The organism is Prochlorococcus marinus str. MIT 0919 (assembly GCF_027359375.1).
Lineage (GTDB): Bacteria > Cyanobacteriota > Cyanobacteriia > PCC-6307 > Cyanobiaceae > Prochlorococcus_D.
In genome coordinates this window covers 192,201-206,213 of the sequence record NZ_CP114779.1, presented here as the reverse complement: position 1 = coordinate 206,213, position 14,013 = coordinate 192,201, and the positions used below count along the sequence as shown (strand labels likewise).

Genomic DNA, 14,013 nt, shown 5'->3' with positions numbered 1-14,013 from the left:
AAAATTATGGCTGAATATGGTAGTAAAAAGACATTAACTCAAGCTAATACTCAAGCTAATATCAATAAAACTGATAATGCATTCCTAAGCATTACATTGTTTAATGAAGAAGCGAAGCCTAACCCTAAGTTAAAAGTACCTCAAAAGGAACTTCTAGTTTTCTTCAGGCAATTATCAGTGATGCTCCAAAGTGGGGTTCCACTTGCACAGGGTTTAGAATTATTATCTGAAAATATGATAAATAAGAAGTTCGCCGTATGTATATATGATATTTCCAGAAGATTAAGTGGTGGTCAAGAACTTTCTAGTTGCCTAAGAGTTTATCCAAGAATATTTGCACCTATAACAGTTGGATTAATTGAGGCTGGAGAAGCTGGTGGAATACTATCTAAAGTTCTCGAAAGAGTGGCAATATTGCTAGAAGCAAAGGCTAAATTAAAGGGTGAGATAACTGGGGCTTTAGTATATCCAGTAGTTGTATTTGCACTAGCACTTACTATTAGCCTTGCTCTATTAATATTTATTGTACCGACATTTAAAGAACTTTTTGATGGTCTTGGTGCAGAACTACCAGCTTTGACAAGCTTTATGTTATTGCTATCAAGTATAGTAACCTCTACAGGTTTCTATTTAGGTGCGCCAATAATAATTTTTACGCTCATTTATCTCTTTAAAAATATTTACAGTACAAAGAAAGGGAGAATTTTAGTTGACAGTATAACCTTAAAAATACCCTTATTTGGCGACTTAATCCTCAGATCAGAGATAGCATCATTTAGCGATACATTAAGCACATTAGTTAATTCCGGTATACCTTTAGTAGAAGCATTGGAGAGATGCCTATCAGCATCAGGGAATGAAATAATTAAGCAAGCATTAACTAAATCTATAACATTGATTCAACAAGGTCAGTCTCTAAGTTATGCACTGTCCTTATCTAAAGTAATGCCCAAACTATTATTTTCAATGATTAAAATTGGTGAAGAGACAGGTGAATTATCTTATATGCTAGAGAACCTGTCTAATTTCTATAAACGTGAAGTTGAAGAAACAGTTTCTGCATTGACAAAAGCGATGGAGCCATTAGTTATAACTGTAGTTGCGTTAATTGTAGGAACAATAGTAATCGCTTTATATCTTCCAATGTTCGATTTGATAAATAAAATGGGATGAGTGAAAATAATTTAATTTAGATTCGATCTAATCTTTATCATCCAAATCAAGAAAAGAGGGATCTAATTTAAATTCCTTAGAAAGATCTTCATCTTTATTAGAATTTTTTTTGCTTTGTTTAGAATTATCTTGATTTATTTCCTGAGCATTAGCTTCTAATCTATCTACTCCAAGAAACGAGGGATCCATTTGGAAATTTGAATCTAAAGTTGATTCTTTTATCTCTGATTTAGATTTGGACTTTGGAATTGGTGATAATTTGTCTACATTAGTTTTTATACCTATATTTGATGATACATTTAAAGAAAGATTAGTTTTTGAGTTTATGTTGCTGGACGTATTTGCATCTTCCTTATAATCAATTTCTCCAGGTAGAGTCATATCAAGATTTTTTTTAGAACTTTTTTCCTCTTGATAATGCGGAAGTTTAGACAAGTCATTATTCTGTTCCTGAGATGATGATGAAGTACTAAGGGTGTTTGCTATGGAGTTTGGGAGAGGCTTACTTGATGGCTTCTTCTTCATTGAAGAATCATCTTTGGTGATTAACTTTTCTGAGCCATTAAATTGTTTGTTGTCTTGATCAGTCTTTCCTGTAAAACTCTTATTTAATTGAGCATCATGGGAAGTATTTTGTGCTGGTACTTTATTAGAGACATCTAAATTTTTATTATTATTGTTAGTTAATTCTGAAGGGGTAATACTTTCATTCCTGGGAGTTACAACACTTCGTAATTGATTATTTTGTTTACTAGAGGTTTTTCTATTTCGGATAGACTTAAATTGATTATTTTTTAAGAAAGATGATATTTTACTGGGATTTTCAGGTGAATAGTCCTCTATTATATTGCTATTAATTGACAAACTAGTTTTAAGAGTTGGAGTAAAAGCAGAAAGTGAAAGGCCTAATCCTAGCAACCTAGATAACTCTTGCTCATTGAATTTCTCAGGGTCATAATTGACATTACCAATGCCTGGCGAATTTATAGGTGAAATTAAACTTACTGGCAGATTAAGTGATTCACCTAAAACCCTAACCAAACCAAGATGTTGGCTATTTGGACCTGTTAGAAAGAGGGAAGCTTGACCCTCTAAAGAAAGAGTGGTAGCTAATTCACCTAACAATTGAATAATTTCACGTACTAAGACTCTTATATCAAGTTTAGATATTCTCAAGGATTCTTCATCAAAGCGAGAAGTAAAACTTCCTTGCTTAGCAGTATCTACTTTCTCTTGCTGTAAACTATCTTGTTCTTGCTTTAAACTTGGTGTAATAAAATTTCTTATTGCTGCCAATCTTGAAATATAAATAGGGCCTTGGCTGTCTGAAACAACGACATGGGTACATTCACTAACTAAGTCAAGTAAGATAATATACTCATTAGTATTTAAAGAGGATAGGTGAGGATTAAGTAATCTAAGCTGAGCGGTAAAGCTAACATCTAAATTGAGTACATCTAATTGTGATTTATTTACTGTTTCTAGTACTGCTTCGGTAGATTTTTTTGGTATAGAAGTTAATAAATAACGTTTATATTCAATTTTATTCTTAATTAATGGAAGTAGATCTGTAGAATTAATATCAAAATCAATCTGGGAAATAGGGATCGGTATTTGAAGACCTGAGGAAGGGTTTAATACATAATCAAATGCTTCATCTATAGACAATTTAGATGGAATATCAATAAGCCTATTATAAGAAATGTCTGCTGATAAAACAATAGATGCTCTAAGAGATAATATATTTAAATCAGTAATAGTTTCTTTAATTAAGTCGGCCATTAAATCTGGTGAAGTAGGAATAGATTTATCTAAGGCTTCTTGAGGAAGAACTAACCTAATAAACTTGTCAAAATTTATTTCGTTATTTTTACCAGAACTTGCTACAGCTAAATTAATAGAATCATATCGGAAATCCATAAGGATAACTCTATGAGATATTTGTTTACGGTAAACAAGTAGACTACTAATAATATCCTTAATAGTTATATTAGATAAGTTAACTTTTGCTGGTGTGTTTGTCATGCGATTTTTCTTCTAACAATAAGGACTAGGTCTGCAGAAAATCCGTCTCACTGGTAATGATTCTCCTGAAACACCATGTATAGGGACTGCAAAGAGTATATAAATACCAGGCTTAGATTTATCTGAAGTTGATGAAAGTGATGCTAATGGACTTTCAATCATATTGGTACTGCTAGTAATACATATATTATATCCAGCTGGAACTAGAGGTCTATTTTTCCCAGGTAGCTCCCACACTTCGTAAGGATTATTTGTACATTGAAATTTGTCTAATTCCTCCCTTGAATAACCTGGTTGAGCAAGTATATCGGTAAGATTATCCATTATAACTTGCAAATCATTGAAATCATTTAGATAATCGTAAGGTTTAGAGTTAACAGATTTTGCCATAGGTTGAAAAAAGCCTGCTGTAAATTGAGAAACGAGGACAAAAACAGCTGTAAAAGTAGTTAACATAGCAATTGCCAGTGTAACTTCAGGAATTGTCATCCCGTTATTCTCAGATTGATTAATAGTATTAGTCATAAGTACTTAAGTTGGTGTTTACTGAGCTTTATTATCTAAAAGGAGCTGGTCAATTTTTACATAAATTTCCTGGCTTAAGATATCACTATCAGTTGCTTTATTATATCCAGCATATTTTAAAATATTTTTTTCATAATTAGTCAAAGGATACCTTTTGGTGTTATCCAAAGCATTTTGTCCTAAACGAATAGCTATCAAAAGAGATGATGTTGCTAAAGACATAATTACAGCTCCTAATATAGATTGAATCATTTCTATTGTTCAAAAGTACATGTATTATAATTTTTATTTTTTATACAAGAGTAATATTTATACTTCTGATTAATATCTGTGATAATTATTCGATGATTGGTAGTTAAATTTTCTATTAGACATGCATTTAAAAATCTACTATGATTAGAATCTATATATTTTCCTGTTGATGGATTTAGCTGACCTAGCTTATAGTCAGTCTTTGAATTTTGAGTTAATACACTTTCACATATGTTGCTTGGCTTAGTAGAGCCATTTTCAGTATCTATCAGAATTTTAATAGCATCTTTATCAAAGTCCTTAGCAATAGAATTTAACTGGTAGTTATTTGTCTTGCTGTAATTATATGTATAAATATTATTAATATTACTTGCTACCTTGAGCATAACCATAATGCCGCTCATCATTGCAATCCCTAAACCAGCGTAAAGATAAGTCATATTATAATTTATACAATAAAGATATAAAATAAAAATTCATTTGGAGGGCATAATATTTTGTCTACCATATGCATAAATTAGAAATTTTAATTGTAATGAATTTGATGTTGAGTTAATATCATTTTGATCTGATTCAAAAATAAAGTTCTTAGTAATTATTATATTTTCAATGAGCTCTAAATCCCTTATAAATTCTAAAAGGTTAGTATAAGGAGCAGATAAAATAATTTCGGCAGTGTATTTTTCCAAGCCTTTGGAAAGCAAAGGGTCACCGTTGACGTTATCAGCATCACTCAACTCTTCTGATGGTTTAAATCTTTCTATACTTGATGGTTTTAATTTGACAATATCAATTAAATTAATACTACAAAGGTAATTAATTTCTGCAAGCAATGTCTCTAGGTTATTGTTACCAGCCAAAAGAGTAATTAAATTATTATTTTGGGTCTTAAGTTTTGTATATTTAGAGTTTATAATTTGAAATTGAGACTTTAACTTATTCAAATCAGATTTTTTACGTTGATACTCTCTTAATTCAAAATATGTTTCATTCATTGATAAAGCTGTTGGAAGTAAAAGACCCACTAATAGAAAAAAAGCTAATAAGATACCTGAGAATACCGGTATATAAAAAGCTGCCCTCTCGGGTGTTAATAATCTATTGCGTGAATTAATTTTAATTGAAGAGTAGCTCATATAGTAAGTCCTAACTTATCTAAATATTCAACCCTATTAGCATTCCCAAGAGAACCAAGTCTAATCAAAGTCTCGGAGTCTAAGGTTTGTAATTCTGAATTTACTGATGCTCTGATTGTAAATTTCAACTCGGCTGATTCTTCTGAGCTTATAGATGTATTATTTCTTTCTATATTTTGAATAAATACTTCATTATCAAAAAATATAGAATCTGATATATTTAATGCAAAGAGATTTACTAATTCCAATCCGTTCTGCTCTTTGACAGAGCCTTTGAATTCTACAAAGTTTGATTGTATAGTTAAAAGAGATAACTCTATATTAGTAGGAATAATATTGCTGATTTCTGTTAAAAAAGCTGAACTTGAAATTATTTTACGTATATTACTAGCAAGCTTTTTATTAAAACTTGCAATCTTTTTCATTTGTGAGGATTTATCATTCAATTCATTTTGTAAGTTGTTATATTCAACAACAAATGCTGAGATCTCTTTCTTTTGATTTTCATACCCAATTTTTCTTGAATAAAGGGCTCCAGTGATCAATAAAACAATAGACATAATTATCCCTCCTATATAGCTTCCCTTAGCAATTAGTTCTCTTTTCCTAGCAAAGAAGTTTGTTTCAATTCCTCCTTGTTCTCGTCTATTCTTTAATAGATCTATTCTGTTGAAATTATTATTTTTATTTTGCATAGTTAGTTATTCTCAATCTCCAAATTTCCATTAATAAAATTTGCACTGACAGTATCTTTAATAACTTTTGGAGTTACAAGTATTATCAACTCACTTTTCTTTCTGACAGTTGAATTTGTTCTAAATAATCTTCCAAGCAAAGGTATGTCTCCTAGAATTGGTGTCTTAGTAATAGCTTTTGTATCATCCTCCTTTATAACGCCAGTAAGTACCAAAGTATCTCCATCCCTAACTCTTATAGTCCCAGTGTCTAATCTTCTAATACTCAAAGTTGAGATATTTCCACAATCACCTATTGATTGAGTTTCAGAAACTGCTGATATACTCGGGCTAAGGCTAAAGGAAACAAAGCCGTTATCATCAATCTTGTGCACTTTTGCACCAAAGGTGATTCCAGCTATAGAACTAGTGGGTTCACAAAGGTTTGATCCATCTTCTTGAGGAGTAACAGAATAATTTGTAACTACAGAAGTACCTACTTTTACAAAAGCTTCATTGGCATATGGCCTGCCAATTGATGATTCAGATATACCATCAGATGCAGACACTTCTGCTCCACCCAAAACTGATTCTTGTGTCTCGCCTAAGATTAATGTTGGATTCGCAAGTATTTTGGCATTATTAGTCAATACCTTTGACCTGAACCAGCCCATAAACTTTCTACTAGCTAAACTGAACGAATCTGTAACAGCAAAATCAGCAGGGCTAAAAGACTTGTTCCCGAACATATACATTAATCCCTTTGACTCGGAATTAATAATATAATTATCTCCTATTCCATATTCAAAAGCATTCTTCATATCAGTAGTGTTATTTAAAAGTACATCAATTACTTTTACAGATAAAGCTACTTGTCTCTGGCGTAAATCTAACTGTTTTAAATACTTTTCTGCTATAGAAATCAAATAAGGGTCCCCTATCAGAGTAACTGTCTGTAGTCGACTGTCAGTAGTTCCAATCAACCCCTTAAGTGGCCCTGAATTAGATGTATAACTAACTATTTCAGCTCCTGTTGAAGAAGATGTTGATTCCGTTATTCCATTTGTCGATTCAGAGCCATTAAACATATTTGTCTTTGTCCAAACTTTTTTCATCTCAGCTCCAAGACTTCCTAAATAATCTGCCGCGGAAGAAGCAGAAGTCTGGTTTAATCTATATACTTTTGAGACCTGAGGTCCAAAGCTTTTACTTAGAATATTTTTACCAACCATAAGGATATTACCCTCTTGTTTACCTTGAAGTCCTGATGCCAAAAGTATGCTATTTAAGATTTTCTCATATTTTTCCTTCTCGAAAGATAAGGTGATATTGGGATTTTCAGAATTTTCAGAGTTTTGAGAGTTATCTGGAACATATAAAAAGCCATAATTGCCTAATTTGGATAATGTAAGCAATGAATCTATAGGATCGGCATTTATTAATGTGATACTAGTTTCGGGACCATTTATATCTACAAAACCTCTACTATTAATAAAAATTTCACCAACGGCCATATCGCCTAAAGGAGGTGCCTTAGGTCTCCTAATTTTAACTTTCTTCTTAGTTGCATTATTACTATTACTAATATTTCTAGATACTTTATCTATATCTTCACTGTCTTCGGAGTCGATAGAGTTGGCTATAACAGGAGAAGAAGAAGCTAAGTATAAAATTAATATACCTAATTTTAAAAATCTCTTACTAAGTTTCCTTAATGTGGATAATTCAGCAAAGTATTTTTTACTCATATTATTAATTACCGATAAATGAATTAAATGGTGAAGGTAAATCCTCAGTTATTATTGGCTCATCTAATAATTGGTTTTTCATAGCCTCTTCATAAAGCATGTGCATAGATTCAGCATCCCAATTGGATGTTGTGTCAGGGAAGGCGAATCCTGAGAACTGACGTCCTGTACCAATCCCAAACAACTCTTTTAACTGATAATTAGCTTTTTGAGAAGAGACTGTTGGTTTTGTATGCCCGTAAGCCTCATTGTCAAATCGTTCTGGTAGATCTACAGCTGTAGCTTCTGAAAAATTATGGCTAATTAAATCACCTGCCAAAGTTGTGTTAGCAAGAGAGGTAAAGGCGCTAAGAAGTAAAAGGTAAAACCCTAATAAATTCCAATAATTACTTTTCTTTTGTTTTCTCCTCATTAAGGCAATTGCTTTGACCTCGAGATTATAGTTGCTAATAAAATATTAACTATAAAAATTTATCTCAAGCCATATAATCTTAATAATCACTTTCGCAGGTATATAAATTTATGCCCATCTCGTTGAGCCTACTAGTAATTTTCATTCTATCTATCTTTTTAAGACTATGGGCTAATTTCAGCATCCGCTATCTTGCAGGCGTCGATCTCAAGCAAATCAGCATTTTGAAAATTATTCAGCATTGGCTGATTTCCTTTGTAATAGCTGCAATCGTTTTTAGAGGTCTTAAAATATTTTATATATTTCTAAGCTAAAGCCTTAAATCATTCAAATTGAATCATCATTACTCATTACAGTCTTATCTTCAAAAGCTGAGGGTTTAACAGTTGCCTTAACACAGTCAGCATTAATCGTTTTGATCTCGCCTGTATCAATATTACTCACTTGGAAAAGCGTGCAAGCACTAAAGGACCTTGCACTTCCTACACAATAAAGGACTACGCCAATATAGGGATCCAAAGTAGCGTCATCTTCAATCAAAACGTAGTCTCCACAAGCAACATCACGAAAATCGAATCCATGAGTCACAACAGTCTTTGGCAATACTAATGTACTAATGATAATTCTTTTGTATCAGCTATGGAATACTGGCGCAGCCATTAAAGCAAATTAAAACATTAGCAAAATGAAGAGGCTTTCACGGATATGATGAATATCTGTTTGTAGTCCTAAATGTTGCGTAAGATATTCTTTTACGCATCTAAAAAGTTCACTTATTAGCTTAGTAAATGGAAAGAATAATTAGTTCTAGTCGTAATGAGCAGAAGTCAAAAGTAGTTTTTTGGGGTTTAATTATTTTAATTTGGCTAGTCTCTACCTTTTTAGATAGAAACTGGTGGCTAAATAGTAATCAAATACCTTCTTGGGATCCAGCTGATTACTTAAACAGTGCGATGTCAAACGGTAGAGCTTTAACAGTGTTACCGGGTGGAGAATGGGAAGGTTTTAGAGGTTTAATCAATCACTCATCAAAAATCCCACCTCTAGCATCTTTTGTAAATGGAACAATAATAGCTTTGGCTGGGGATGCTCCCTATAAGGCTGCATGGAGTCTTAGCCTTTGGCATGCTCTATTAATATATAGTGTTGCTGGTATAGGAATAAAACTAAAGGGAAGATACTTTGCTTTATTATCAGTTTTATTTGTTGCTATAGCTCCAGCTCTCGCATCGTTAAGATTAAACTATGTATTAGAAATGCCAGTTTGTGCTAGCAGCACATTAGCTTTATGGCTACTTGGAAACTGGGCAGATCCAATAAAGGGTGGGAATAGAAATCAAGCAATTATTGCTGGAATAAGCTGTTCAATAGCTTTATTGATAAAACAAAGTTCATTACTAGTAATTGTACCTCCTATTATGTGGTTAACTTTTATGGTAATTAAGCCTAGCAAAATTAAACTCAAAGATTTTTTTATATTTTTTGTTATTATTATAGGCAGTGTATTGCCTTGGCTTAAACATAATTGGATAACAGTTATTAGTGGTACAAATAGAGCTGTTATAGCTTCTGCTGCAATTGAAGGCGATCCTTTGATTTCTTCTATAGACAACTGGTTGTACTATGCAAAAGTAATTCCTCAACAAATAGGATTATTCTTCCTCTTAATTGGTTTAACTGGTCTAATATACGCATATTTGCAATCAATGAAAAAATATGGTAAGTCTAATCTAATAAGTATATATATATTTAAATCTGACTATTTCTTCTGGAATTGGTTAATTTTAAACTCTATAGCTTGCTGGCTTCTTACTACACTAGTACCAAATAAGGATCCTAGGTATATAACACCATTACTTCCATACATCATCATTTTTCTATCTCTTGGTTGGTTTTTTATCCTAGAATTTGTTCTAGTCAAAAATAATAAATATAAATTTCTAGCTAATATTCTTTTAATTCCAGCGATCTATCTTGTAACAAATCCTTTATTCCAGGCAATGAGAGTTTCAGTTACAAATAGTGATAGGGAATGGCAAATTAGCAATATAATTAAAGAGGTGAGTTTACTAATATCTTCTACAGAAAAAGAGACCTTAGTTGTAGTTCCGAGCTTCGCAGAATTAAACCAACACAATCTTAGTTACTATGGCAGAAGAAATGGAGGTAATATTTTAGCAAGGCAACTAGGGAGGCACATAACAGACATAGAGCCTTGTCTAAATAGATGTAATTTAGTATTACTAGCTGAAGGTGATTTAGGCGATGATAATTCTGTAAGGGAGTCGGCTTACAAGTTAGACAAAGCAATAAGAGATAGTAAAATATTTTACAAGGCGAAAGAATTCGAAAGGGTCAGAGGTGGGACTTATTCATTATGGATGAGAAAATCTAATTACAAAAACAAAAGCAACTTTGCTAACGAGTTCGCTACTTTAGCTAAAGGCATGGAGAATGGTCCCGCTGGGGTAAAGAATGTATTTGATGTTATTGCAGTTGAACACATGATTGATGGTCATAGAAAGTATCAAAAAGTTGCCAAGCTAGAAGCATTAAAGAATTTAAAAGAAAATCCTAAAACTATCAACTCAAGATGGACATTAGGATTAATCGCTATCTTAGAAAATAAACCTAAGGAAGCTGACATTCATTTTGCTGCACTCGAGCAAGAGCTGATAAATAATCCTTGGCCAAGCGCATATCGAACAATAGTCAATATTGCAGGTTGGAACCCATTGAAAGCGAGCTATATTGCAAACAAGGCTTCACTTAAGCATAATAATTATGTTTTGATTGGGCTTAAAGATGCTAGTGAAATACTATCTGGGAAAGTATGGAGTATAAAAAGTGCATATATCTCAATCCCAAAGGCAATTGAATATATAAACAAGATATCCAAAGAAAGTAATTAGTAATTGAGAGGAATTAACATTTCAAATGCTAAGCACATTGATGATTAGGCTAAAATGTAAAACTTAACCAATCAGGCTTTGCAAAATGATTAGTATGTTAAATTAAAAGAAAAGTAGAATTATATGTTGGAACATCTGGCAGATGCAACATGGAGGAACCCAATATTTATGTTGGTTTTTTTTGGTGCTATTTGGTATTTACCAGGAATAGTCATAAGAAGAATGGCCGAGAAGAAAGCTAAGGCAAATAAAGAGAGAGTTCAGTCCGAAAAGATAGCTCGTCTATATCCTAGAGAATAGAAAACCTAAGTTTGGTAGGCATTGACTTGAAGTCAGGAAGAAAATGATATATCTATTGGATTTTTAACTTTAATTAGGAGAGGCTAGAAATGCTGGGTCATATACCTGCTGCATTAACCCCCCATCTCCACCATTATCATTATTATCATCATCATCAAAACCAGAAAAAAGTATCTTTATCCCTAGAAAAGCAAATGATCCAGATAGTAGAAGTACAAGTAGGTCGTTGTTCACGTTCTTAAAAATTTTAAGCACACTAAAGGATTTTTCTATTGAATGGGGTTGAAAAGGCCAGTTAGAAAAATAACACTAGGTCCTGGGTGTCATAGAATTGCTTGATGGTTTAAAGTTTGATGTCAAACATCTCAATAAGCCTCTATAAATTGATGAACAGAATAATTTTATATTTAGAGAATAAGCATGTTTGGCGATTCATATGAACGTAGGGATAATAAGATGGATATATTCAATAAAGGAATTTTGTAAAATCTTAAGCCTGTTATGAAAATAGTACATCTAGTTATTTCTGGGTTATTCGCAATAATGCTCTGGTGGCAGTATCCTGTACTTGCCAGTGAGGAAATAGAATTCAAAACATATATGAATAGCTGGAACGAAAATATAGAAAAAGCAAGTAGATATCTTAAAGAAGCTGAAGCTGAATTCAAGAGAGGTGATGAATTGCAAGGCTGCGTAAAACAAAGACAAGCTGCTAAGTATGGAATTAAAGGTACTGAATCGCTAATAAAAGCCTTTGAAATAAGTGAAAGTACGAGTGATTTATCAAATATTCAATCTGGTTTGGATAAATGGAAAGAGTTACGTGATTTCTGCTAAACAGAATAAATAATTAAGCTGAAATTTCATTATTAAAGAAGGAAGGCTATAAAAATCTAATAAAAGCAAACGATTTAAGGGGCAGAAATCTATAAAAAAATTATGGCCAAGAGGTAATAAGTAATTTTACTCATACGCAATGGTCATTATTTTTGCCATTTTTAAAGAGGTTCTTATTTTTTTAATGGGACGTACGTTAAAAAAAAAGCAGCTTGGGGTCCTTCAATTTTATTTAATGACACTAGCTATTGTCTCGATATTTTTTGGAGCCTATAAGTTCTGAGCACAAGTATTGTTTATCGATAGAAATTAAATATAGCGTACTTTATTGAACCTAGAAATTCAATTTCTAAGGTAATAAAAAATATTATAATGCACTCTTTAATTTAATATGTTGTAATTAGTTCTCGATTTTTCCTTTCAATATAAACCCTTTGTCCACTAGCTCTTGGTAAAGATACCGAGCTTGAAAAGTAAATACTTGCTCTTCTATATCACCCCTCCTTATGTGGAAATAATTGCTATCTAACTTATTTCTACTAAAAGTTACTTCTAAGATCCCTTTTTGCATTATCCATTCATCATTACTTTCGTGTATCTGGTTAGGGCCTCCATCCCAAGGTGCTATTTCAGGATACTTTACTTTTTTCATTAAGCTAAGAAACTATCGATACTATAATAACAAAGAATCTTCAAAAGTAGCAATAGAAAAGATACCTAGAGTTAATAGGATGCAGGTTTGAGCAAGTAAAGGCTGAGAAGGTGAAGGATTTCGAAGCTACGAAATCAGACAATTATTTTTATCAATATTAATAGATTATTAGCATAAAGGAAAAATAAAGGTTTTTAGAGTATGGAAATACTACTAAAATGTTTCTCAATTATAATGAGTTATCTTTCCAAATTGTAATCATATTTTATAAGGTTAAGATACTATTCTTTGGCCTGGAATAATTCTACTAGCTTAAAGAATTCTTCCTTATATTTAATCAAAAGTTGGACATCCGAGAAACCATCCTTTGTTAATAAATTAATAAAGCTAAGTTTTATTGAATTAATTTCTTTCTTACCTTTAACTTTACCCAGAATTTCATCGTTATACAAAAAGTCGAGCCTATTTAAAAGTAAATTGTATGCATCACATTTAGATTCACTACTGAATTTAGTACCATCTATTGCAGTAAATGATTTACTAGATTTACTACTAGAAGAAAACAAAAACCAAAAAAATAAAATCGTGCCAGTCAAACCAACGATTAGTAGTAAAATTTGAACAACTGGATTATCCATTTAAAATTTCCTAGTATAAACACTCTTATTATAATTAAAACAGCAGGACATCATGTTGATTGAGATCTTTAGTCAAAGTACGCCTATCCTGGTCATACTTCTGATCATTCTGATTGGCAACCTTGCCATTAGAAGCTTTAGTAAATCAAAAAAGTAGTCTCTTCTCAAAAAATTCTCAAATTAAAAGCTTTCACAGCTTTATTTATAAATGCTGCGGTGAATAAGTGATTATAGAGTTTTAGCAGGCATTTAAGACTTTTAATCTTAGAAAGTGATTGTTCTCATAAGATAAAGGCATATTAAATACTTTCATTCAAACGAAATCGTTGTCAATCAAAGGTTTATTGCAAATAAAAGAAAAGGATATTTGGACTAATACTCTTATTGAAAGTTTGAGCTAAAAGTACTTGCTTAGGCAGAGAATTCTCGTTTTACTGAGACAAATGCATAATCTCATGACAATTAACGAAAAAATTCAAACTGCAGAGCAGAGAATCAATGAACTACAATTATTGATTAATCATTGGAACGCCTGCAATGGTTTGGATTCAATAAAGGATTCAAAAGTAGTCAGATTGGAGAAAGCAAAAGAAACAAAAACCTGTGCAGCTTGAATTGACAACACTCTGCCTAGCAATTACTCGCAATGAGCGGCTTTCTAAATCATTATTTATTTTTCATTCAAGGTAATGGCTATCCCTAGTAGATGTTCACGTGTCAATGCCGAAT

General features: G+C 32.1%; 17 protein-coding genes. 5 read left to right on the top strand and 12 right to left on the bottom strand.

Annotated elements, in window-relative coordinates:
• Window positions 1-6 precede the first annotated feature (6 nt).
• Window positions 7-1,173: a type II secretion system F family protein gene (locus tag O5635_RS01370; protein WP_036903134.1), complete on the top strand. Its 1,167-nt coding sequence runs from the start codon at window positions 7-9 to the stop codon at window positions 1,171-1,173.
• A gap of 27 nt (window positions 1,174-1,200) precedes the next feature.
• On the opposite strand, the gene pilM is transcribed toward O5635_RS01370, so the two are convergent.
• From pilM to O5635_RS01325, 9 genes are all read right to left on the bottom strand, one after another.
• Window positions 1,201-3,198 (bottom strand): pilus assembly protein PilM, encoded by a 1,998-nt coding sequence (gene pilM, locus O5635_RS01365; RefSeq protein WP_269607713.1) that lies wholly within the window; start codon window positions 3,196-3,198, stop codon window positions 1,201-1,203.
• Between the two features lie 12 nt (window positions 3,199-3,210).
• Entirely contained in the window at window positions 3,211-3,723 is a 513-nt protein-coding gene (locus O5635_RS01360) for a hypothetical protein (protein WP_036903138.1), read from the bottom strand.
• A gap of 18 nt (window positions 3,724-3,741) precedes the next feature.
• Complete coding sequence (locus tag O5635_RS01355; protein WP_193742033.1) at window positions 3,742-3,945, bottom strand: hypothetical protein; 204 nt, start codon at window positions 3,943-3,945, stop codon at window positions 3,742-3,744.
• 32 nt (window positions 3,946-3,977) lie between these two features.
• Entirely contained in the window at window positions 3,978-4,415 is a 438-nt protein-coding gene (locus tag O5635_RS01350; RefSeq protein WP_036903143.1) for a hypothetical protein, read from the bottom strand.
• 36 nt (window positions 4,416-4,451) lie between these two features.
• The gene (locus tag O5635_RS01345; RefSeq protein ID WP_269607710.1) at window positions 4,452-5,111 is read right to left on the bottom strand and encodes a hypothetical protein; all 660 of its coding nucleotides are present in this window, start codon (window positions 5,109-5,111) and stop codon (window positions 4,452-4,454) included.
• On the bottom strand, window positions 5,108-5,806 hold the full coding sequence (locus O5635_RS01340; protein WP_036903148.1) for a hypothetical protein: 699 nt from the start codon (window positions 5,804-5,806) through the stop codon (window positions 5,108-5,110). The genes O5635_RS01345 and O5635_RS01340 overlap by 4 nt, the downstream gene beginning before the upstream one ends.
• A gap of 2 nt (window positions 5,807-5,808) precedes the next feature.
• Window positions 5,809-7,533 (bottom strand): type II secretion system protein GspD, encoded by a 1,725-nt coding sequence (locus O5635_RS01335; protein ID WP_052043047.1) that lies wholly within the window; start codon window positions 7,531-7,533, stop codon window positions 5,809-5,811.
• A gap of 4 nt (window positions 7,534-7,537) precedes the next feature.
• Complete coding sequence (locus O5635_RS01330) at window positions 7,538-7,945, bottom strand: hypothetical protein (protein ID WP_036903150.1); 408 nt, start codon at window positions 7,943-7,945, stop codon at window positions 7,538-7,540.
• 327 nt (window positions 7,946-8,272) lie between these two features.
• On the bottom strand, window positions 8,273-8,548 hold the full coding sequence (locus O5635_RS01325; RefSeq protein WP_052043049.1) for a DUF3104 domain-containing protein: 276 nt from the start codon (window positions 8,546-8,548) through the stop codon (window positions 8,273-8,275).
• Window positions 8,549-8,733: 185 nt separating this feature from the next.
• Between O5635_RS01325 and O5635_RS01320 the strand changes: the two genes are divergently transcribed.
• Window positions 8,734-10,857 (top strand): ArnT family glycosyltransferase, encoded by a 2,124-nt coding sequence (locus O5635_RS01320; RefSeq protein WP_052043053.1) that lies wholly within the window; start codon window positions 8,734-8,736, stop codon window positions 10,855-10,857.
• Window positions 10,858-10,980: 123 nt separating this feature from the next.
• Window positions 10,981-11,157, top strand: a complete 177-nt coding sequence (locus O5635_RS01315; protein WP_193742034.1) for a hypothetical protein — start codon at window positions 10,981-10,983, stop codon at window positions 11,155-11,157.
• A 69-nt stretch (window positions 11,158-11,226) separates the two neighbouring features.
• On the opposite strand, the gene O5635_RS01310 is transcribed toward O5635_RS01315, so the two are convergent.
• Complete coding sequence (locus O5635_RS01310) at window positions 11,227-11,391, bottom strand: hypothetical protein (RefSeq protein ID WP_193742035.1); 165 nt, start codon at window positions 11,389-11,391, stop codon at window positions 11,227-11,229.
• A gap of 267 nt (window positions 11,392-11,658) precedes the next feature.
• On the opposite strand from O5635_RS01310, the gene O5635_RS01305 reads away from it, so the two are divergent.
• A complete protein-coding gene (locus O5635_RS01305; RefSeq protein WP_052043055.1) occupies window positions 11,659-11,994 on the top strand; it encodes a HEPN domain-containing protein in 336 nt (111 codons plus the stop codon).
• A 400-nt stretch (window positions 11,995-12,394) separates the two neighbouring features.
• Here the strand turns inward: O5635_RS01305 and O5635_RS01300 are convergent, their stop codons facing one another.
• A complete protein-coding gene (locus O5635_RS01300) occupies window positions 12,395-12,646 on the bottom strand; it encodes a hypothetical protein (RefSeq protein ID WP_036903152.1) in 252 nt (83 codons plus the stop codon).
• A 281-nt stretch (window positions 12,647-12,927) separates the two neighbouring features.
• Window positions 12,928-13,284: a hypothetical protein gene (locus O5635_RS01295; protein ID WP_036903155.1), complete on the bottom strand. Its 357-nt coding sequence runs from the start codon at window positions 13,282-13,284 to the stop codon at window positions 12,928-12,930.
• Window positions 13,285-13,739: 455 nt separating this feature from the next.
• On the opposite strand from O5635_RS01295, the gene O5635_RS01290 reads away from it, so the two are divergent.
• Window positions 13,740-13,898 (top strand): hypothetical protein, encoded by a 159-nt coding sequence (locus O5635_RS01290; protein ID WP_193742036.1) that lies wholly within the window; start codon window positions 13,740-13,742, stop codon window positions 13,896-13,898.
• The last annotated feature ends 115 nt before the right edge of the window (window positions 13,899-14,013 follow it).

Coding starts and splice junctions, on each gene's coding strand:
- O5635_RS01370 (WP_036903134.1), top strand. CDS start 7: ATGGCTGAATATGGTAGTAAAAAGACATTAACTCAAGCTAATACTCAA.
- pilM (WP_269607713.1), bottom strand. CDS start 3,198: ATGACAAACACACCAGCAAAAGTTAACTTATCTAATATAACTATTAAG.
- O5635_RS01360 (WP_036903138.1), bottom strand. CDS start 3,723: ATGACTAATACTATTAATCAATCTGAGAATAACGGGATGACAATTCCT.
- O5635_RS01355 (WP_193742033.1), bottom strand. CDS start 3,945: ATGTCTTTAGCAACATCATCTCTTTTGATAGCTATTCGTTTAGGACAA.
- O5635_RS01350 (WP_036903143.1), bottom strand. CDS start 4,415: ATGACTTATCTTTACGCTGGTTTAGGGATTGCAATGATGAGCGGCATT.
- O5635_RS01345 (WP_269607710.1), bottom strand. CDS start 5,111: ATGAGCTACTCTTCAATTAAAATTAATTCACGCAATAGATTATTAACA.
- O5635_RS01340 (WP_036903148.1), bottom strand. CDS start 5,806: ATGCAAAATAAAAATAATAATTTCAACAGAATAGATCTATTAAAGAAT.
- O5635_RS01335 (WP_052043047.1), bottom strand. CDS start 7,533: ATGAGTAAAAAATACTTTGCTGAATTATCCACATTAAGGAAACTTAGT.
- O5635_RS01330 (WP_036903150.1), bottom strand. CDS start 7,945: ATGAGGAGAAAACAAAAGAAAAGTAATTATTGGAATTTATTAGGGTTT.
- O5635_RS01320 (WP_052043053.1), top strand. CDS start 8,734: ATGGAAAGAATAATTAGTTCTAGTCGTAATGAGCAGAAGTCAAAAGTA.
- O5635_RS01315 (WP_193742034.1), top strand. CDS start 10,981: ATGTTGGAACATCTGGCAGATGCAACATGGAGGAACCCAATATTTATG.
- O5635_RS01305 (WP_052043055.1), top strand. CDS start 11,659: ATGAAAATAGTACATCTAGTTATTTCTGGGTTATTCGCAATAATGCTC.
- O5635_RS01300 (WP_036903152.1), bottom strand. CDS start 12,646: ATGAAAAAAGTAAAGTATCCTGAAATAGCACCTTGGGATGGAGGCCCT.
- O5635_RS01295 (WP_036903155.1), bottom strand. CDS start 13,284: ATGGATAATCCAGTTGTTCAAATTTTACTACTAATCGTTGGTTTGACT.
- O5635_RS01290 (WP_193742036.1), top strand. CDS start 13,740: ATGACAATTAACGAAAAAATTCAAACTGCAGAGCAGAGAATCAATGAA.